The sequence below is a fragment of the Nocardioides sp. Iso805N genome, assembly GCF_000364605.1.
In the GTDB taxonomy this organism is placed as follows: domain Bacteria; phylum Actinomycetota; class Actinomycetes; order Propionibacteriales; family Nocardioidaceae; genus Nocardioides.
The window spans coordinates 53,965-72,953 of the sequence record NZ_KB822580.1 but is presented as its reverse complement, the minus strand read 5'-3'; the positions used below and the strand labels follow the sequence as shown (position 1 = coordinate 72,953).

Annotated in this window: 14 protein-coding genes and 2 riboswitches; of the genes, 5 read left to right on the top strand and 9 right to left on the bottom strand. The window is 72.2% G+C overall.

What is annotated here, in order from left to right; translation table 11 throughout:
• Positions 1-4 precede the first annotated feature (4 nt).
• The 4 genes from cobT to H036_RS0114200 are packed head-to-tail and all read right to left on the bottom strand — an operon-like array spanning position 5 to position 6,295.
• Positions 5-1,051, bottom strand: coding sequence for a nicotinate-nucleotide--dimethylbenzimidazole phosphoribosyltransferase (gene cobT, locus H036_RS0114215; RefSeq protein WP_017935464.1), 1,047 nt, complete (start codon positions 1,049-1,051; stop codon positions 5-7).
• Entirely contained in the window at positions 1,048-3,585 is a 2,538-nt protein-coding gene (locus H036_RS0114210; protein WP_017935463.1) for a cobyrinate a,c-diamide synthase, read from the bottom strand. Before H036_RS0114210 ends, cobT begins: the two co-directional genes overlap by 4 nt.
• On the bottom strand, positions 3,579-4,193 hold the full coding sequence (gene cobO, locus H036_RS25755; protein WP_017935462.1) for a cob(I)yrinic acid a,c-diamide adenosyltransferase: 615 nt from the start codon (positions 4,191-4,193) through the stop codon (positions 3,579-3,581). The genes H036_RS0114210 and cobO overlap by 7 nt, the downstream gene beginning before the upstream one ends.
• The gene (locus H036_RS0114200; protein ID WP_026146061.1) at positions 4,193-6,295 is read right to left on the bottom strand and encodes a magnesium chelatase subunit D family protein; all 2,103 of its coding nucleotides are present in this window, start codon (positions 6,293-6,295) and stop codon (positions 4,193-4,195) included. The genes cobO and H036_RS0114200 overlap by 1 nt, the downstream gene beginning before the upstream one ends.
• 24 nt (positions 6,296-6,319) lie before the next feature.
• Positions 6,320-6,507, bottom strand: a riboswitch (cobalamin riboswitch).
• Positions 6,508-6,521: 14 nt separating this feature from the next.
• Here H036_RS0114200 and cbiE point away from each other — a divergent pair.
• Positions 6,522-7,754, top strand: a complete 1,233-nt coding sequence (gene cbiE / locus H036_RS0114195; RefSeq protein WP_017935460.1) for a precorrin-6y C5,15-methyltransferase (decarboxylating) subunit CbiE — start codon at positions 6,522-6,524, stop codon at positions 7,752-7,754.
• A gap of 137 nt (positions 7,755-7,891) precedes the next feature.
• On the opposite strand, the gene bluB is transcribed toward cbiE, so the two are convergent.
• Genes bluB through H036_RS0114170 form a run of 5 tightly spaced genes read right to left on the bottom strand, consistent with a single transcriptional unit; the run spans position 7,892 to position 12,438 of the window.
• Entirely contained in the window at positions 7,892-8,512 is a 621-nt protein-coding gene (gene bluB, locus H036_RS0114190; RefSeq protein ID WP_017935459.1) for a 5,6-dimethylbenzimidazole synthase, read from the bottom strand.
• Positions 8,512-9,294 carry a cobalt-precorrin-4/precorrin-4 C(11)-methyltransferase gene (locus tag H036_RS0114185; RefSeq protein WP_036488602.1) on the bottom strand — a complete coding sequence of 261 codons (783 nt, stop codon included), beginning with the start codon at positions 9,292-9,294 and terminating at the stop codon, positions 8,512-8,514. Before H036_RS0114185 ends, bluB begins: the two co-directional genes overlap by 1 nt.
• The gene (gene cobJ / locus H036_RS0114180; RefSeq protein ID WP_017935457.1) at positions 9,291-10,910 is read right to left on the bottom strand and encodes a precorrin-3B C(17)-methyltransferase; all 1,620 of its coding nucleotides are present in this window, start codon (positions 10,908-10,910) and stop codon (positions 9,291-9,293) included. Before cobJ ends, H036_RS0114185 begins: the two co-directional genes overlap by 4 nt.
• Positions 10,907-11,578 carry a precorrin-8X methylmutase gene (locus tag H036_RS0114175; protein WP_017935456.1) on the bottom strand — a complete coding sequence of 224 codons (672 nt, stop codon included), beginning with the start codon at positions 11,576-11,578 and terminating at the stop codon, positions 10,907-10,909. Before H036_RS0114175 ends, cobJ begins: the two co-directional genes overlap by 4 nt.
• Entirely contained in the window at positions 11,575-12,438 is an 864-nt protein-coding gene (locus H036_RS0114170) for a nitrite reductase (protein ID WP_026146060.1), read from the bottom strand. The genes H036_RS0114175 and H036_RS0114170 overlap by 4 nt, the downstream gene beginning before the upstream one ends.
• A 57-nt stretch (positions 12,439-12,495) precedes the next feature.
• A riboswitch (cobalamin riboswitch) is annotated at positions 12,496-12,690 on the bottom strand.
• 80 nt (positions 12,691-12,770) lie between these two features.
• On the opposite strand from H036_RS0114170, the gene H036_RS0114165 reads away from it, so the two are divergent.
• The 4 genes from H036_RS0114165 to H036_RS25750 all read left to right on the top strand — a co-directional run bounded on the left by H036_RS0114165 (position 12,771) and on the right by H036_RS25750 (position 18,910).
• Entirely contained in the window at positions 12,771-13,886 is a 1,116-nt protein-coding gene (locus H036_RS0114165; protein WP_017935454.1) for an NAD(P)H-dependent amine dehydrogenase family protein, read from the top strand.
• A gap of 61 nt (positions 13,887-13,947) precedes the next feature.
• Positions 13,948-14,628, top strand: a complete 681-nt coding sequence (locus tag H036_RS0114160; protein WP_026146059.1) for a hypothetical protein — start codon at positions 13,948-13,950, stop codon at positions 14,626-14,628.
• Positions 14,629-14,862: 234 nt separating this feature from the next.
• Positions 14,863-18,606, top strand: a complete 3,744-nt coding sequence (locus H036_RS0114155) for a multifunctional oxoglutarate decarboxylase/oxoglutarate dehydrogenase thiamine pyrophosphate-binding subunit/dihydrolipoyllysine-residue succinyltransferase subunit (RefSeq protein WP_017935453.1) — start codon at positions 14,863-14,865, stop codon at positions 18,604-18,606.
• A 127-nt stretch (positions 18,607-18,733) separates the two neighbouring features.
• Positions 18,734-18,910: a DUF6104 family protein gene (locus tag H036_RS25750; protein ID WP_086003716.1), complete on the top strand. Its 177-nt coding sequence runs from the start codon at positions 18,734-18,736 to the stop codon at positions 18,908-18,910.
• Positions 18,911-18,989: the final 79 nt, after the last annotated feature.

Here is an 18,989-nt window from a genome sequence, read left to right as displayed (position 1 = left end):
GGGCTCACGGCATCAGGTCGCTCAGCAGCGCGACGTCGCGGAGCAGGGCCACAGCGCTGCGCACGACAGGTACGGCGGCGACAGCACCCGAGCCCTCCCCGAGCCGCAGACCGAGGTCGAGCAGCGGTTCGAGACCCATCTTGGACAGCGCCAGGCTCTGGGCGGGCTCGGTGGAGCGGTGTCCTGCGGCGTACCAGGCCGCGGCGCCGGGCTCGATCCGGTCCGCGGTCAGGGCGCAGGCCACGCTCATCAGACCGTCGAGCAGCACCGGCACGCCTCGACCGGCCGCCTCGAGGAGGTAGCCGGTGGTGGCCGCGAGGTCGGCGCTGCTCAGTGCCGCGAGCGTCTCGATCGGGTCGCTGATCCTGATGCCGGCGCGGTCGATCGCGTGGTCGATCACGTCGGCCTTGTGCATGAGCGCGGCATCGTCGATCCCGGTGCCGCGGCCGACGACCTCGCTGGCCGGCAGACCGAGCGCGACGGCGACCAGCGCCGCGGCCGGCGTGGTGTTGCCGATACCCATGTCGCCGCTGATGAGCAGGCGGGCGCCGGCGGCGATCTCCTCGCGAGCCACCGCGGCACCCGCGGCGAGCGCGTGCTCGGTCTCCTCCCGGGTGAGCGCGTCCTCGAGGTGGATGGCGCCGCTGCCGCGGCGGACCTTGTGCTGCTGCAACGTCGCACGCACGTCGTCGGGGAGATCCTCGAAGTCCTCGTCCACACCCAGGTCGAGCACCCGCACCTGCACGCCGTGGGCCCGGGCCAGCGCGGTGACGCCGGCCTTGCCCGCCAGGAACGTGCGCACCATCGCGCCGGTGATCGCCGGCGGGAACGCTGAGACACCGTGCGCCGCGACGCCGTGGTCACCGGCGAAGATCACCAGCCGGACGCTCTGCGGGTCGTCAAGAGGCAGCGGCGGGACCTGCCCCTGGCAGGCGGCCACCCACACACCCAGCTCGCCGAGCCGGCCGAGGGCGCCCGGCGGGGTGGCCAGCGCGCCGAGACGCTTGGCGGCGTGGTCGCGGGTGATCGCGGAAGGCGGGACGAGGGTCATGTCGGGGCTCCTTCGAGGGGGCGGACCGTGCTGTCGGGGAGCCGGTCCAGTGCGGTGAAGAGGTGGTCGGTGAGATGTGGGGGCCGGACCGCGATCCGGATCCAGGAGGCGTCCAGGCCGGGGAACGTGTCAGCACGACGCACCGCGACGCCCTGCTCGCGCAAGGCCTGGTGGGTGCCGGGCCCGGCCGAGGCGAGGACGTACGGCGCTCGCGAGGCCACCGGGGCGATGCCACGCTCGACCAGTCCCGCGACGAGGTACTCGCGCCACTGCCGCAGCTCGACAGCGCGCCGCTCGGACTCCGCGTGCGCCGCCGGGGTGCTGCACGCCACCATCGCCGCGATGGCTGGGGTGCCCACCGACCACGGCGCCTGCTGGGCGGCGAGGTCGCTGATCAGGATGGGGTCGCCGAGGACGTAGCCGGCGCGGATGCCCGGGATGGACCAGTGCTTGGTGAGGCTGCGCAGCACGAGAAGCCCGGGCTCGTAGCTCCGTCCGTCGGGCGTCGATGGGCGCGCCAGCGACGCCGGCTCCCCCGGCACGGCGTCCATGAACGCCTCGTCGACCACCACCACCCTGCCCGGCCGCAGCAGCGCGCGGACGGCGTCCCTCGGGTGCAGCGTCCCGGTCGGGTTGGTCGGGTTACCGACGACCACTAGGTCCGCGTCCTCCGCCACGTCCTCGGGATGCAACGCGAAGCCGTCCTCGGCCCGGCACAGCACCACGTCGACACGGTGGCCGGCCTGCTCCAGGGCGGCGTGCGGCTCAGTGAACTGCGGGTGCACCACCACCGGCCGTCGCCATGACCGCAGCCGGGCGATCAGGGTGAACGCCTCGGCCGCTCCGGCGGTGGCCAGCACCTCGTCCGGATCGCGGTGGTGACGGACGGCCAGCGCTGCTGCGGCCGGCGTCGGATCGGGGTAGCAGTCGATGCTGCCGAGGCTCGTGCTGAGGGCGTCGTCGAGCCAGCCCGGGCGGGCTCCGGCGTACACGTTGACGGCGAAGTCGAGGTGGCCGTCGCGGGTCTCCGCGTCGCCGTGGTGCCGGAGTGGCTGAGCGTCGGCGCGGGGGCGGTTTTGACCCCTGGGGGTCAAAACCGCAGGTTGGGGGGCGATGCTTTGCCCCCCAACGTTCGGCTCTGACCCCCAGGGGTCAAAACCAACAGCGGCCTGGGCGAACCGCTGCGCCAGCTGCGGATGCCCGGCCCAGTGCACGTGCAGGTACGACGCATGCAGGCTGGGCCCGGCGAAGCCGACCTGCTCACCGTCGACCTCCCAGGCGGCCGCCCACGTCGGTCGAGCGTGTCGAGACCCCAGGGCGATGACGGTCTTGTGGAACTCGTGCGCCGTGACCCGCTCGCCGACCCGCGTCAGCAGCGAGTCGCCCGCGGCCTCGGCGACCGGATAGCGCAGGGTGAGCCGCTCCCCCATCGCCGCTCGAACGGGCAGCGCGCCGGCCATCGCGGTGCCGTCGAGTGACTCGGCCAGGTAGAGCAGCCCCGCACACTCCGCGACCGTCGGCAGTCCGCCGGCGACAGCGGCGCGCACGTCGGCGAGCAACGACCGGTTGGCGGCGAGGTCGGCCGCGTAGACCTCCGGGAAGCCGCCGCCGAGGTAGAGGCCGTTGGTCCCGGCCGGCAGGGCGGCGTCGACCCGCGGGTCGAACGCGACCACCTCGCACCCCGCCGCGACCAGCAGCTCCTCGGTCTCCGCGTAGCGGAACGTGAACGCACGCCCACCCGCCACCGCGATCCGCGGCCGACGGCCGGCGGCGCCCACCACCGACGTCACGGGTGGCTCCCACGCGACGTCCTCCAGCCCGGGCGCCGAACGCGCCACCTCGAGCACCGCCGCCAGGTCGACCTGAGCCGCGATCTGCTCCCCGAGCAGCGCCACCGTCTCGGCGGACGCGCCCCGCTCCGCCGCGGGGACCAGGCCGAGGTGCCGAGACGGGGTCGCCAGCCGCTCGTCACGGCGTACGACGCCGAGCACGGGCACGCCGCGGATCGAGCGGACGACCTCGGCGACGTTGCGGTCCGATCCGGCCTGGTTGAGGATCACGCCGGCGATCCGGACCGACGGGTCGTAGGTCGTCATGCCGGCCACGATCGCGCCGGCCGAGCGGGACAGACGGGCGACGTCGAGAACCAGCACGACGGGTGTCCGGGTCAGCGCTGCCACATGTGCCGTGGAGGAGAAGCCGTCGGTGCCGATGCGGCCGTCGTACAGGCCCATCACGCCTTCGATGACGGCGACGTCGGCCGGGACCGGCACACGCGCCCCATGCAGCAGCAGGGGTGCGATCAGCGACTCCCCCACCAGGTGCGGGTCGAGGTTGCGACCGGGACGGCCGGTGGCCAGGGCGTGGTAGCCGGGATCGATGTAGTCGGGGCCTACCTTGTGCCCGCTCACCGTCAGTCCGCTACCGCGCAGCGCTGCCATCAGTCCGGTCGCGATCGTGGTCTTCCCCTGGCCGGTCGAGGGGGCCGCGACCACGAGACGCGGGAGCTCGGCAGGCTCGATCGGCGTTACCACTCGATGCCCTTCTGGCCCTTCTGGCCGGCGTCCATCGGGTGCTTGACCTTCGCCATCTCGGTGACCAGGTCGGCGATCTCGACCAGGCGCGGATCGGCGCCCCGTCCGGTGATCACCACGTGCTGGAAGCCGGGCCGGTCGGCGAGGGTCTCGATGACGTCGTCGGCATCGACCCAGCCCCACTTCATCGGGTAGGTGAACTCGTCGAGCACGTAGAGGTCGTGGGTCTGCGCAGCGAGCCGGCGCTTGATCTCCTGCCAACCCTCGGCGGCAGCCAGGGCGTGGTCCTCGTCGCTGCCCTCGCGCCGCGTCCAGGACCAGCCCGAGCCCATCTTGTGCCACTCCACCGGGCCGCCCTCGCCGGTCTGATCGTGCAATGTGCCGAGGCGTTCGAGCACGGTCTGCTCGCCGATGCGCCACTTGGCGGACTTCACGAACTGGAAGACCCCGATCCGCCAGCCCTGGTTCCAGCCGCGCAGCGCCAGCCCGAACGCCGCAGTCGACTTGCCCTTGCCGTCCCCCGTGTGGATCGCGAGCAGCGGACGGTTGCGGCGCTGCCTGGTCGTGAGCCCGTCCGCGGGTACGACGAGCGGCTTGCCCTGCGGCATCAGGCTGCTCCCCTCACGCGGGCGTGGACGGTCGAGGTCAGTGCCTCGGCGCTGACGTCGGCGACCGGCAGGTGCTCGGCGCCCAGGGTCTCGGCCAGCGCGCGGGCCAGGCCTAGCCGCAGCGGCCCGGACTCGCTGTCGACCACGACGGTCGTCACGCCGAGGGCGGCGACGTACTGAGCCGCCTGCAGCGAGCGCGCGACGGCCGCCTTCGGCTCGGCGCCGCCGGTCGCCCGGCCGTCGGTGACCACCACGAGGAGCGGACGAAGCCGCGGATCACGGAGCCGTTCGCGCTGCAGCACCCTGGCCGCCTCGAGCAACCCCTCAGCCAGCGGCGTACGACCGCCGGCGGGCAGTCCGTCGAGCCGGGCCGCGGCGATGTCGATCGAGTGTGTCGGCGGCAGGGTCAGCTCGGCGGCGCTGCCGCGGAAGGTGATCAGCCCGACCTTGTCGCGGCGGCGGTAGGCGTCGAGCAGGAGCGAGAGTACGGCGGTCTTGACCTGGGTCATCCGCTTGCGTGCCGCCATCGAGCCGCTCGCGTCCACGCAGAAGAGGACGAGGTTGGCCTCGCGTCCCTCGCGTACGGCGACGCGCAGGTCCTCGGCCTGCAACGTCACGCGGCGCCCGACCCGCTCGCGCGTGGCCTGCTTGCCTGCGGCCGCGAGCAGGGTCTCGACCAGGTGAAGCGACCCCGTCGGGCCGTCGGGCCGACGCGCGCCCACGCGCCGGCCGGTGCCTGCGATCGCCCTGCTCCGGCGGCCGGATTCGCCCGCACCGAGGCCGTCGACCTTGAGCAGCTTGGGCCGGTAGGGGGCAGCCGCCTTCGCGACCTGCGCCCCGGACGAACCTGTGGGGCTCTCCGGCGTGTCAGCCACGGTTTGGTCCGGGGCGTCTGAGGCTCCTGGTTCCCCGGACGAATCGGTGGGGGTCTCCGGCGTGTCAGCCACGGTTTGGTCCGGGGCGTCAGAGGCTCCTGGTTCCCCGGACGAATCGGTGGAGGTCTCCGGCGTGTCGCCCACCGTCTCGTCCGGGGTGCGATCACCGGGCGGCTCGGGCGGCAGCTCGTCGTCACCCAGGATGCGGTCGAGGAGCTCCTCGTCGAGGCCGGGCGCGTCGAAGGGGTTGCGCCGGCGGCGGTGCGGCAGCGCGAGCAGCGCGGCACGCCGGATGTCGTCGCGGATGACCCAGGTGCGACCTGACCAGGCCGCATGTGCCACCGCCGTCCGGGCCGTGACGATGTCGGCGCGCAGCCCGTCGACCTCGAACGCCGCGCACACCTCGGCGATCTTCAGCAGGGCCGAATCACCCAGCCGCACCGAGCCCACCCGCTCACGGGCATCGGCGACCCGCGTCGCCAGCGCCTCGTCGGCCGCCGTGTAGCGCGCGGAGAACGCGGTCGGGTCGGCGTCGTAGGCCATCCGGCGGCGGACCACCTCGACCCGGAGCGCGGGTTCGCGCGGCGCCGCCACCTCGACCGTCAGCCCGAACCGATCGAGCAGCTGCGGACGCAGCTCCCCCTCTTCGGGATTCATGGTGCCGATGAGGACGAAGCGGGCGGCGTACTCGACCGACACCCCGTCGCGCTCCACGCTGACCCGGCCCATCGCGGCCGCGTCCAGCAGCAGGTCGACCAGGTGGTCGTGGAGCAGGTTGACCTCGTCGACGTAGAGCAGCCCACGGTGGGCGCGCGCCAGCAGGCCTGGCTCGTACTCCACCTTGCCGTGCGAGAGCGCCCGCTCCAGGTGCAGCGAGCCGAGCACGCGGTCCTCGGTCGCGCCCACCGGCAGCTCGACGAGCCGCACCGGCCGCGTCTCCACCTCCGCGAAGGCACCGTCGGGCGACACCGCGGCGGGGTCGGCGGGGTCGATGGAGAAGCGGTCGCCGGCGTACACCCGGACCGGCGGGAGCACGCTCGCCAGCGCACGCACGGTGGTCGACTTGGCGGTGCCCTTCTCGCCCCGGACCAGCACCCCACCGATCTCGGGTGAGATCGAGGTGAGGATGAGCGCCAGCCCCATGTCGTCGAGACTCTCGGGCCCCGACCCGTGGGGCGCGGTCAGCGCACAGCCGAGGACAGCAGAAAAGGGGTAGTGCACCGGCATTGAGGCTCCCGCTCGCTCGCCAAATCAGTGGGCAGACGCGAGGCCGGTCTTCGGACTTGTCCGGTCCCTGTCCCTGACGTGCAGGGCAAGGGCCGGGTTCACCGCAGCGGGCCTGTGCCGGATTCTCACCGGCTTCCCAGATTCTCCCCGTCAGCCTTCCCCGCCGTTTCCGATGGCTGGGCCGTAGGGGCACCTCGTGTCGGGCCTCACGATAGCGTCTGGGCCCATGTCCGCCGCCACCCCGTCGTCAGCCGGACGGCCGATCGCCGTCGTGGGCATCACCGCCGACGGGTCGCTCGCCTCTCCCGAGCTGATCGCACGCGCCGCCGTGGTGATCGGCGGGCAGCGCCACCTGGCGATGCTCCCGCCCCTCTCGGACGCCGCTCCCGGTCAGGTCCGGTTGCCCTACCCGTCGCCCCTGCGCGCGGGGCTCCCCGCCCTGATCGAGCAGTACGCCGAGGCCGACGTGGTCGCCCTGGCCTCCGGAGACCCGCTGGTGTCGGGGATCGCCGGCACCCTCATCGACCTGCTCGGACCCGAGCGGGTGCAGGTGCATCCGGTGGTCTCCTCGGTCGCGCTCGCCCGGGCCCGGATGCGCTGGCCGGCCGAGTCGTGCGCGGTCCTCAGCCTGGTCGGTCGCGACCCGGCTCTCGTCCTGCGCGAGCTCGCGCCCGGGCGTCGCATCCTGGTGCTCAGCTCCGACCAGCACACCCCGCACCAGGTGGGACGGCTGCTGACCGAGGCCGGGTACGGCGAGTCGCTCCTGGACGTGCTCGGCGACCTGGGCACCCTGCAGGAGACGCGCTCATGGTCGGTCGCGCACAACTGGGCCGAGGCGCCGCCCTCGCACACGCCCCGGCTCAACGTCATCGCGATCACCTGCGCCGGACCGCTTGCGGCGGGTTGGGTCGCGGGTCTACCCGACGAGGCTTTCGAGCACGACGGCCAGATCACCAAGCGCGACCTGCGCGCCTCGGCGCTGGCGCGGCTGATGCCCGCGCCAGGGCACCTGCTGTGGGACGTCGGCGCCGGGGCCGGCTCGGTCGGGATCGAGTGGATGCGGGCGCATCGGACCTGCCGGACCGTCGCGGTCGAGGCCGACGCAGGACGGGCGGAGCGGATCGCCCGCAACGCGGCGCGCCTCGGCGTACCGGGCCTGGAGGTCGTCGTCGGTCGTGCGCCCGATGCGCTGGCCGACCTGCCCGCGCCGGACGCGATCCTCGTCGGCGGCGGTGCCACCCGTGCAGGCGTGCTGGAGGCCTGCCTGGCAGCGTTGCGACCCGGCGGACGGGTGGTCGTGCACGGCGTCACCTTGGAGACCGAGGCCCTGCTGGTGGAGCACCATCGCGAGCTGGGCGGCGAGCTGACCCGGATCTCAGTGGAGCAGGTCGACGAGATCGGCACCTTCCGCGGCTGGGCGCCGCTGCGCACCGTGACCCAGTGGGCCCTGACCCGCTGACGGCGAGTCGCGCTGGTCGAGACGTCGAAGGGTTGTCCGTGCGGATCGAACGGCTGTTCAGCGGCAGAGCCTCGCTCCACCCGGACCGAACGACTGTTCATTCCGCACCGACGCTCCTCGTGGCGCTGAGCAGACGTTCAGCCGCCGTACCGCTCCTCGTGCAGGACCGACGCCAACGGCGAGCGGTGTCGCCAGCCATAGCGCTCCAGATCGGGTACGTCGGGCAGCCCCGCGACCGGCCCGACGCACAGCCAGGCCACCGGACGGACGTGCTCGGGCATGCCGACCAGCTCGCGCAGGAACTCCTCGCGGTAGAACGACACCCAGCCGACGCCGACGCCCTCGGCCGTGGCGGCCAGCCAGAGGTTCTCGATGGCGCAGACCGTGGAATAGAGGCCGGCGTCGGCGATGGCGTGCCGGCCGAGCACGTTCGGACCACCGCGGGTCGGGTCGTAGCCGACCACGATGCCGAGCCTGGACTCACGGATGCCCTCGACCTTGATCCGACTGAAGGTCTCGGCGCGCTCCCCCGACAGCGTCGCGGCGAAGGTCTCGCGCTCGTCGGCGACGTGGCCCGCGAACGCGTCCAGCGTCTCCGGCGAGCGCACCAGCACGAAGTCCCACGGCTGGCTCATCCCCACGCTCGGCGCGCAGTGCGCGGCCGAGAGCAGACGCTCGAGCACGTCGTCGGCGATCCGCTCACCGGTGAACTCCCGGCGGGTGTCGCGACGGCTGTTGATCGCCTCGTAGAGCTCCATCAGGATCGATCACCTGTCTTCGCGCCCGGCGTCGAGGACCGGTCTCGGGCACTGTCGTAGAGGTAGGACTCCCCGCCCTCGCGCTCCAGCGCGCGCCCGACCAGGATGACCGCCGCCTGCCGGAGTCCGGCCTGCTCGACGAGGTCGGCGATGGTCGCGACGGTGCCGCGCAGCACCAGCTCCCCGGGCTGGCTGGCGCGGTGGACCACGATGACCGGGCAGTCCTCGCCGTACTCCCCCTCGAGCTCCGCCATCAGCAGTCGGACCCGTGTGATCGCCAGGTGCAGCACCAGCGTCGAGCGGGTGGCAGCGAACGCGGCCAGCGACTCGGTGACCGGCATCGCCGTCGACCGGGCCTGGGTGCGGGTCAGCACCACCGACTGGGCGACCAGCGGGACCGTCAGCTCGCTGCCCACCCGAGCCGCGGCCGCGGCATAGGCCGGTACGCCGGGTGTGACGTCCCAGGGCACTCCGGCGGCGTCGAGCCGACGGGTCTGCTCGTGCAGCGCGGAGTAGAGCGACGGATCGCCCGACGTCAGCCGCACGACCGCTCGGCCCGCGCCGACGGCGTCGACCATCCGGGCGACCATCGTCTCGAGGTCCAGGTCCTGGGTGTCGACCAGCTCGGCGTCAGCGCTGACGTGGGCGAGCACGTCGGGATCGAGGTAGGTGCCCGGGTAGAGCACCACGTCGGCGTCGGCGAGCAGCCGGATGGCACGCACGGTCAGCAGGTCGGCCGCGCCCGGTCCGGCGCCGACGAAGTGGACGATCGCGCCGGTCATCGCACGTACCTCGGCGTCCACACGTGCCCGGCTTCCGTCACACGCGTGCTGGACGCACCGACGATCAGCAGGCACTTCATGTCGATGGTGCCGGGATCGAGCTCGGCGAGCGTCGTCACGGTCAGTGACTCCTCCGCGCGGCCGATGTCGCGACCTACGACGACGATCGTGTCGGGCTTGCGATGCTCGAGCAGCACCTCGCGCAGGCGCGCCACCTGGGTGGTGCGCGAGCGCGACGCCGGGTTGTAGACCGCCAGCACGAGGTCCGCCTCGGCGACCGCGCGCAAGCGACACTCGACCACCTCCCACGGCTTGAGTCGGTCCGAGAGCGAGACCACCGCGAAGTCAGCGCCCACGGGCGCACCGGCTCGCGCCGCCACGGCCTGGAGCGCGCTCACGCCCGGCAGCACCCGCACGGGTACGTCGGGACGACCCTCGCGCGCGTCCGCCTCGACCGCCTCGAACACCGCCGCTGCCATGCCGAAGACGCCCGCGTCACCGCCGGACACCACCGCCACCCGCTCGCCACCACGGGCGAGCTGGAGGGCGAACCGCGCCCGATCCACCTCGACGGTGTTGCCGGAGGCGTGGCGCTGGAGGCCGGCCCGCTGCGGCACGCGGGCGACGTACGGCGCGTAGCCGACGACGTGCTCGACCTCGGCCAGCGCTGTGCTCGCCTCCGGCGTCAGCCAGCCATCCGGTCCCGGGCCGAGCCCGACGACGACCAGCTCCGCCGGTCGCCGAGCCTCCGGACGCCGATCCTCCGCCCGCCGATCCTCCGCCCGCCGAGCTTGTCGAGGCGCCTCGACAAGCTCGGCGAGCGGGGTGGTCTCGGCGGCCGGGGCGGGCACGGCGGCCGCACGCAGCCGCTCCGCGCCCGCCCCGTGCACGCTGTCCCCCGGCACCACGATCAGCGAGAAGTACGGCACCGTGTCCGGATCCACCTCCGCCGCAGGCAGCCACCGCTCCTCGGGCTGCGAGGCACGCTCGACGTACCAGGCGCCGTCCAGCCGGCCCGCGGCCGCGAGCGCGGCGCGCACCGCTGGGAAGGTCCGGCCGAGCTTCATGATGATCGCGGCGTCGGTGTCGGCCAGCCTCCGGGCCAGCTCGGGCTCGGGCAGCGTGCCGGGCAACACCGTCAGTACGTCGGCCTGCCGGACCAGTGGCGCTGAGACGGCGGCCGTGGCGGCGGCGAAGGACGGTACGCCGGGCACCACCGAGCTGTCGTAGGCGGCCTTGAACCGGTCGTGGAGATACATCGAGGAGCCGTAGAACAGCGGGTCGCCCTCGGCCAGCAGCACCACGTCGCGGCCGGCGTCCAGATGCGCGGAGAGCCGCACTGCGCAGGACTCGTAGAAGTCGGCGAGCGCTCCGACGTACCCGCCGGGGTGGTCGGTCGCGCCGGTGGTGACCGGGTAGCGCAGCTCCTCCTCGATCGCGCCCACCGGGATCAGCGAGGCGGCGATGCGGCGCGCGTGCGACTGCTTGCGCACGCCGGCGTGGTAGGCGACCACGCCGGCTGCGCCGATCAGCCGGGCCGCCTTGATCGTGATCAGCTCGGGGTCGCCGGGGCCGATCCCGACGACGGTGAACGTGCCGGTCCGCTCGGTGCTCATTCGACCTCCTGGGCGAGCGCGTTGAGCGCGGAGGAGGTCATGGCTGACCCGCCGCGGCGGCCGCGCACGGTGACGAACGGGATCTCCCCGAAGTCCACCAACGCCTCCTTGGACTCCGCCGCGCCGATGAACCCGACCGGGCAGCCCACGATCGCGGCCGGCCGCGGCCCACCGTCGCGGATCAGCTCCAGCAGGTGGAACAGGGCGGTCGGGGCGTTGCCGATCGCCACCACGGCGCCCTCCAGCAGAGGCTCCCACAGCGAGACCGCCGCGGCGGTCCTCGTCGTCGCCCACTCCTGTGCCAGCGCGGGCACCCGCGGGTCGCCGAGGAAGCAGCGCACCTCGTTGTCGGCGGGCAGGCGAGCGCGGGTGACGCCGGTGGCGACCATGGTGGCGTCGCACAGGATCGGCGCACCCGCCTCGAGCGCACCTCGAGCGGCGCCGACCAGCTCGGGGTGGATGACCAGGTCACGCACCAGGTCGACCTGACCGCTGCCGTGGATCATCCGCACCGCCAGCTTCTCGGCGTCCGCAGGCACCCCCGACAGGTCGGCTTCACGGCGGATGGTGGCGAAGGAGTCGAGGTAGATGTCGGCCCCGATCGTCACGTAGTCGTAGTACGCCGCCGGCCGACGCGGCGGGTGGTCCATGCCCTGAGGGACGGTCATCGGTCCTCCTGAGGATCCGGGACGAGGACGCCACGCCAGGGCGTCACGATCAGCTCGGCCGCCTGCGAGGCGAGCTCGGCCGCGAGGGCCAGCCCCACCCCCTCGGGTACGGCGACGTGCACGCCGCCGGCCACCTGACCGAAGGGCAGCGCCTCCACCTGCACCGGGAGCCGCGGATCGGCGGGCGACCCGGCAGCCAGCGGGGCCGGGAGCTCGTGCACGTGCCAGGGCGCCTCCGGGCCGTGGCCCCGCTGGGCCACGAACTCGTGCGCCAGCCCGACCAGCTCCCCGGCGGCCTCGGCCAACGGCAGCACCGCGCCCCAGCCGTCGCCCAGGCGCACCTGGGCCTCGGTCGGCGAGACCGCGACCAGGCCGAGGTCGGCGGACCTGTCCATCAGGTCACCGCGGCCGTCGTCGAGCACGAACAGGAAGCGACCCGGCAGCTGGGCCAGCGCAGGGGTTGCGCACAGCAGTCGGTCCAACTCCGCGGCGACCGGACGCAGGTCGGCGAGGCCGCCGGCCAGACCGGTCTGCGGGGAGACCAGCACGTTGCGAGCCAGCTCGTGGCTGCGCGAGGGCAGCAGGCCGGTCGCTTCGATCGCCGCCACCACCTCGCTCGTCAGCTCAGCGGGCCGGCCGGCAGCCGAACCCTTCTGACCAGGCAGCGCACGCAGTTGGAGGTTGGCGCGCGAGGTGAGGTGGACCCGCCCGTCGCCGTACTGCTCGGCGAGGGCGACCAGCGTCAGCAGGGTGCCGGTGCGCAGCCGGCCGCCGATCACCCGCAGCCTGACCAGCAGGCCGTCGTCGGCAGGCCAGGGGCGCGACACCCCGGGGCAACGATCGGGACGAGTGCGGAGCACGATGGGCGATCCTTCGGTCAGGGAGCCCGTACGCGGGGCCCGCGGATGACCTGGCGGCGGACGCCGCTAGGGCCAGCAGGTCTTCGGACTCGGGATCATCCGGCACGGGGCGCCTTCCCGGCCGGGCTCGTCGAGTCCGATCCAGTGGCATGCTGCCCCGCCCGTCACCCTCACCGCTGCGCGTCAGTCCCGGATTCGCACCGGGTTCCCTGACTCCACGTGTGGAGTACGACTGGCGGGCTGAGACTACCTTTTTCCGGCGCCGGACGCGCGCCCCGTCCGCGTGCCGCACCCTCTTCCGGCCGCTTATAACCTGTTCTACGTTGTGATCCATGACTCAGGTGATCGCGACGAAGCCGCTGCGTGTCGCGGTCTGGTCGGCCGGCACCGTCGGCCGGCATGCGATCGCGGGGGTCGACGCCCATCCCGACCTGGAGCTGGTCGGCGTCTGGACTTCGACGCCCGGCAAGCACGGCCTGGACGCAGGCCGACTCGCCGGCCTCGGCCGCGACCTGGGCGTGACAGCGACCGGCCACCGCGATGACGTCCTGGCGCTCGCGCCCGACTGCATCATCCACACCGCCATGACCGGCGCCCAGGTCTCCGGGGCGATCGACGACCTGATCGTGTTCCTGCGTGCCGGGGTCAACGTCGTCTCCACCGGACCGGCCGTGCTGGTCCACCCGCACGGCACCCTGCCGGTCGAGATGGTGGAGCGCATCGGCGAGGCCGGCCGCTCGGGCAACGCCAGCCTCTATGTCAACGGCACCGATCCGGGTTTCGCCAACGACGTGCTGCCGCTGGTGCTCAGCAGCCTCTCCCAGCGCATCGACCATGTCCGGGTCAGCGAGATCGCCGACTACTCCACCTACGACCAGCCGGTGGTGATGGGCGAGCTGTTCGGCTTCGGCCGGACGATGGAGGCCAAGCCTCCGCTCTGGGAGCCGGGCGTCCTCTCGACGACCTGGGGGCCGGTGGTGCGGCTGATCGCAGCCGGCCTGGGCGTCACCCTCGACGAGCCGTTGACCGAGTACGTCGAGCGCAGTCCCGCTCCACGCGACATCGACACCGCCTCGGTCTTCATCGCCGAGGGCACGATGGCGGCGGTCCGCTTCCGAGTGGTCGGACGGGTCGACGGCACCCCCCGCATCGTCCTGGAGCACGTCACCCGGACCGCCGCCGACCTCGAGCCCGGGTGGCCGGCGCCGCTGGCCGGCGACGGCTGCTACCGGGTGGAGATCACCGGCGAGCCCCGGATGTCGCTCGAGCTCACCCACCATGGCCAGTACGGCGACCACACCGTCTCGGCGATGATCGCGGCGGCCCAGCAGCTGATCAACGCCGTGCCCGCCGTGGTCGCGGCGGCCCCGGGCCTGGTCTCCCCGCTCGACCTCCCCCTGGTCACCGGCCGCGGGCTGGTCACCGGCAGCACCCGCGTCGCTGACTGAGGCTGCAGCGTCAGCGGCGATCCGACGACGGACCCGCCACCACACCTGCCATGCTGATCACATGCGTCTCATCCGTCACATCGCACTCGCTGCTGGCGCCCTCGCTCTGACCGGCTGCGGCCTCAACTCCACGAGCGCCGGCACCAACGGCGGGTCCGGCACCACCAGCACCGGCACCACCGGTACCACCGACATGGCGACGCCCGCTCCGGCCACGAGCACACCGGCCGTCGAGCAGTCCGCGTCCAGCGGCAGCGCGCCCTCCAGCCCCGCCGACGGCGGGCCGAGCAGCGCCGCCTCCTCCGCGCCGGCCAGCTCACCGCTGGTGGTCAGCTACCGCGACAAGACCGGCCTGCTCCAGCTGCCGGTCTCCAACGCCTCGATCCCGGATGCTCCCGCGGGTCTGCGCGACTTCGCCCGCACCCAGCTCAAGCAGATGTGGCACGACCAGTTCCAGGACGACCCGGGCTGCGAGGGCATCGGACAGGTGCAGCTGAAGCGGGCCACGGCCACGACGGCGTACGTCCAGGTGAGCTGGGGCGCGACCACGCCCACCTGTCCGCAGTACGCCGGCAACCCGGGCGGTTGGCAGGTCTGGGCGAACGACGGCGGCACCTGGTCGGTCGCCCTCGACGGCGAGGGCATGGCGGCCTGCGCCGACCTGGTCTCGCACGCGATTCCCCGGTCGGTGTACCCGACCTGCTCCGACGGGACCAAGAAGGTCGCCAACCCGGTCGCCTGATCCGGCTCAACCGGAGGTGTCCTCGGCCGACGTTCCTTGCGACGACACCTCCGCCGAGCTCGGCGACGGCTGTCACGAGAGCCTCGTTCTGCTGTCCAGAACACGGTGGAATGTGGTCCTCACAACACGCGGGGTCAAAGTCCGACCCGGCCCGAGCATTTGTGACCTACGGGGACTAGCCTTGAGCCCCGGAAGTCAGTCCAACGCGCGCATCCGGAAGAGGCGAGCCAAGCCGTGTCCTCAGGCAACCCATCCAACAACACCACCGACGTCCCAGCAGAGTTCGGTGCCAACGAGTGGCTGGTCGAGGAGATGTACGACCAGTACGCCAAGGACCCCTCGAGCGTCGACCCGGTCTGGGTGAAGTTCTTCGAGGCCAACGGCTCGCCAGGCGCGCCGGCCCGCAACGGCAAGGCGCAACCCGTTGCCGACAGCAGCCGCGGTGTCGCCCCGGAGCCGGTCAAGGCCGCCCCGGCGCAGGCCGCCACTCCGGCCACGGGCGTCACCCCCGTTGCCGCCCCCGTCGCCACGCCGCGGCCGGCGACCGGCCAGGCCGCTGAGCCGGCCAAGGACACCACTACGCCCGTTCCGAAGGAGAACCGGATCACCCCGGCCTCCACCCCGGTCGGGGCCGACGAGCCCACCTACACCACGCTCAAGGGCATCGCCGCCGCCACCGCGAAGAACATGGAGGTGTCGCTGTCCGTTCCGACGGCCACCTCGGTCCGCAACATCCCGGTGAAGCTGCTCTGGGACAACCGAGTCGTCATCAACAACCACCTCCGCCGGGCGCGCGGCGGCAAGGTGTCGTTCACCCACCTCATCGGCTACGCCATCATCAAGGCGATCAAGGCCATGCCGGCGATGAACAACACCTACGAGGAGCGCGACGGCAAGCCCACGCTCGTCGCCCAGCCGCACATCAACCTGGGCCTGGCGATCGACCAGCAGAAGCCCGATGGCACACGGCAGCTGGTCGCCCCCTCGATCAAGAACTGCGAGAACGTCGACTTCGCCGGCTTCTGGGCGGCCTACGAGGAGATCATCAAGAAGGCCAAGGACAACAAGCTGTCCATGGCCGACTACTCCGGCACCACCGTCAGCCTGACCAACGTCGGCGGCCTCGGCACCAGTCACTCGGTGCCGCGCCTGATGGCCGGCCAGGCCGCGATCATCGGTGTCGGCTCGATGGAGTACCCGCCGGAGTGGATGGGCGCCTCGGAGACCGCGATCGCCGCCAACGCCGTCAGCAAGATCATGACGATGACCTCGACGTACGACCACCGGGTCATCCAGGGCGCGCAGTCGGGTGAGTTCCTCAACACCGTCTCCAAGCTGCTGCTGGGCGGCGACGGCTTCTACGACGAGATCTTCGCCAGCCTGCGGATCCCCTACACCCCGATCCGGTGGAACCAGGACGTCTCCACCAGCCACGACGACCAGGTCTCCAAGCAGGTCCGCGTCGGCGAGCTCATCCACGCCTTCCGCGTGCGCGGCCACATGATGGCCGACACCGACCCGCTGGAGTACAAGCAGCGCACCCACCCCGACCTCGAGATCGAGAACCACGGCCTGACGCTGTGGGATCTCGAGCGCGAGTTCCCGGTCGGCTCCTTCGCGGCAGGCAAGAAGCCGTTCATGAAGCTGCGCGACATCCTCGGCGTCCTGCGTGACGCCTACGTGCGCACCACCGGCATCGAGTACATGCACATCCAGGACCCCGAGCAGCGTGCCTGGCTGCAGGAGCGGGTCGAGCAGCCCTACGACAAGACGCCGCGCGAGGAGCAGCTGCGCATCCTGGAGAAGCTCAACGAGGCGGAGGCCTTCGAGACCTTCCTGCAGACCAAGTTCGTCGGTCAGAAGCGCTTCTCCCTCGAGGGTGGCGAGACCGCCATCCCGGTGATCGACGAGCTCTGCGAGGCGGCCGCGCAGTCGGGCCTGGACGAGGTTGCGATCGGCATGGCCCACCGCGGCCGGCTCAACGTGCTGGCCAACATCGTGGGCAAGGAGTACAGCCAGATCTTCCGCGAGTTCGAGGGCAACATCGACCCGCGGACGGTGCAGGGCTCCGGCGACGTGAAGTACCACCTCGGTGCCGAGGGCCAGCTGATCGCCGGCACCGGCGAGAAGATCAAGGTGAGCGTCGCCGCCAACCCCTCGCACCTCGAGGTCGTCGACCCCGTGCTGGAGGGCATCGCGCGCGCCAAGCAGGACGTCCTGGACCGGGGCGACTTCTCGGTGCTGCCGCTGCTCGTTCACGGTGACGCCGCCTTCGCCGGCCAGGGCGTGGTGGCCGAGACGCTCAACCTCTCCCAGCTGCGCGGCTACCGCACCGGCGGCACCGTGCACGTGGTGATCAACAACCAGGTGGGCTTCACCACCAGCCCGAGCAGCTCCCGCTCGACGCTGTACGCCACCGATGTCGCCCGCATGGTGCAGGCGCCGATCTTCCACGTGAACGGCGACGACCCGGAGGCGTGCGTCCGGGTCGCCCGGCTCGCGTTCGAGTACCGCCAGGCGTTCAACAAGGACGTCGTCATCGACCTCATCTGCTACCGCCGCCGCGGTCACAACGAGGGCGACGACCCGTCGTTCACCCAGCCGCTGATGTACGACCTCATCGAGAAGAAGCGCTCGGTGCGCAAGCTCTACACCGAGGCGCTGATCGGACGTGGCGACATCACCGTCGCCGAGGCCGAGCAGGTCCTGGCCGACTACCAGGCCAAGCTGGAGCGGGTCTTCACCTCCGTGCGCGATGCCGATGCGCAGCCCGACCGGGGCTGGCAGACGGTCCCGCAGTACCCCGCCAAGGCCGCGATGCCCACGCCGTCGGCCGTCTCGGACGAGGTGCTCAAGCGGGTCGCCGACGCCTACGTCACGCCGCCGATGGGCTTCACCGTCCACCCGAAGGTGATGCCCCAGCTCGAGCGTCGTGCCAAGCAGATCGGCGAGGGCGGCATCGACTGGGCCACCGGCGAGCTGCTGGCCTTCGGCTCGCTGCTGATGGAGGGCCGTCCGGTGCGTCTCTCCGGCCAGGACTCCCGCCGCGGCACGTTCTCGCAGCGCTTCGCCACCATGATCGACCGGACGAACGCCAACGAGTGGACTCCCCTGTCCAACCTCACCGAGGACCAGGCCAAGTTCTACGTCTACGACTCGCTGCTCTCCGAGTACGCCGCCCTCGGCTTCGAGTACGGCTACTCGGTCGCCCGGCCGGACGCGCTCGTGCTGTGGGAGGCGCAGTTCGGCGACTTCGTCAACGGCGCTCAGTCGGTGATCGACGAGTACATCACCTCCGGCCGCACCAAGTGGCAGCAGGACTCCGGTGTCGTGCTGCTGCTGCCGCACGGCTACGAGGGTCAGGGCCCCGACCACTCCTCGGCCCGGATCGAGCGGTTCTTGCAGATGGCCGCTGACGACGCGATCCAGATCGCCCAGCCGTCGACCCCGGCCTCGCACTTCCACCTGCTGCGCACGCACGCGCACACCGAGGACCACCGCCCGCTGGTGGTCTTCACGCCGAAGTCGATGCTGCGACGCAAGGAGGCCGCGGCACAGCCGGCCGACTTCACCAGCGGTAGCTTCCGCCCGGTGATCGGCGACGACATGGCCGACAAGAGCCAGGTCGAGACGCTGCTGCTGGTCTCGGGTCGACTGACCTGGGACCTGATGGTCGATCGCGGCAAGCGTGGCTTGGAGTCCAAGGTCGCGATCGCTCGGGCCGAGCAGCTCTACCCGTGGCCGATCGAGGAGCTGAAGGCCGAGCTGGCCACCTACCCGAACCTGAAGAACGTTCGGTGGATCCAGGACGAGCCGCGCAACCAGGGCCCGTGGCCGACCTTCGCGCTCAACGTGGTGCCCGAGCTCGGCGTCCCGGTGCAGTCCATCACCCGTTCGGCCTCGACGACCACCGCCGTCGGTACGTCGAAGCGGCACCTGGCCGAGCAGAAGGAGCTGCTGGACCAGGCCTTCGCCTGAGCGGCATGACTCAGCTGGCATGACGGCGGCCCCGGTGCATCGCACCGGGGCCGCCGTCATCCCCGCGTGGTTGGGGTCCGAGGAGCGCCGGCGACGTCGCGGCGACGCCCCTGACACAATGTCGGCCATGTACTTCACCGACCGCGGCATCGAGGAGCTCGTCAACCGGCGCGGCGACGACGAGGTCACCCTGGCCTGGCTCGCCGAGCAGCTACAGGCGTTCGTCGACACCTATCCCGAGTTCGAGACGCCGATCGAGCGCTTCGCCACCTGGCTCGCCCGGTTGGACGACCCGGAGGACTGAGGCACCGCTCCCCGAGCCGCCGCTCGCCGAGCTTGTCGAGGCGCCTCGACAAGCTCGGCGAACGGGAAGGCTCGGGACG

Bases quoted from the DNA above. Each gene is read 5' to 3' on its own strand.
- cobT (WP_017935464.1), bottom strand. From the start codon at position 1,051: ATGACCCTCGTCCCGCCTTCCGCGATCACCCGCGACCACGCCGCCAAG.
- cobO (WP_017935462.1), bottom strand. From the start codon at position 4,193: ATGCCGCAGGGCAAGCCGCTCGTCGTACCCGCGGACGGGCTCACGACC.
- H036_RS0114200 (WP_026146061.1), bottom strand. From the start codon at position 6,295: ATGCCGGTGCACTACCCCTTTTCTGCTGTCCTCGGCTGTGCGCTGACC.
- cbiE (WP_017935460.1), top strand. From the start codon at position 6,522: ATGTCCGCCGCCACCCCGTCGTCAGCCGGACGGCCGATCGCCGTCGTG.
- bluB (WP_017935459.1), bottom strand. From the start codon at position 8,512: ATGGAGCTCTACGAGGCGATCAACAGCCGTCGCGACACCCGCCGGGAG.
- H036_RS0114185 (WP_036488602.1), bottom strand. From the start codon at position 9,294: ATGACCGGCGCGATCGTCCACTTCGTCGGCGCCGGACCGGGCGCGGCC.
- cobJ (WP_017935457.1), bottom strand. From the start codon at position 10,910: ATGAGCACCGAGCGGACCGGCACGTTCACCGTCGTCGGGATCGGCCCC.
- H036_RS0114175 (WP_017935456.1), bottom strand. From the start codon at position 11,578: ATGACCGTCCCTCAGGGCATGGACCACCCGCCGCGTCGGCCGGCGGCG.
- H036_RS0114165 (WP_017935454.1), top strand. From the start codon at position 12,771: ATGACTCAGGTGATCGCGACGAAGCCGCTGCGTGTCGCGGTCTGGTCG.
- H036_RS0114160 (WP_026146059.1), top strand. From the start codon at position 13,948: ATGCGTCTCATCCGTCACATCGCACTCGCTGCTGGCGCCCTCGCTCTG.
- H036_RS25750 (WP_086003716.1), top strand. From the start codon at position 18,734: ATGTACTTCACCGACCGCGGCATCGAGGAGCTCGTCAACCGGCGCGGC.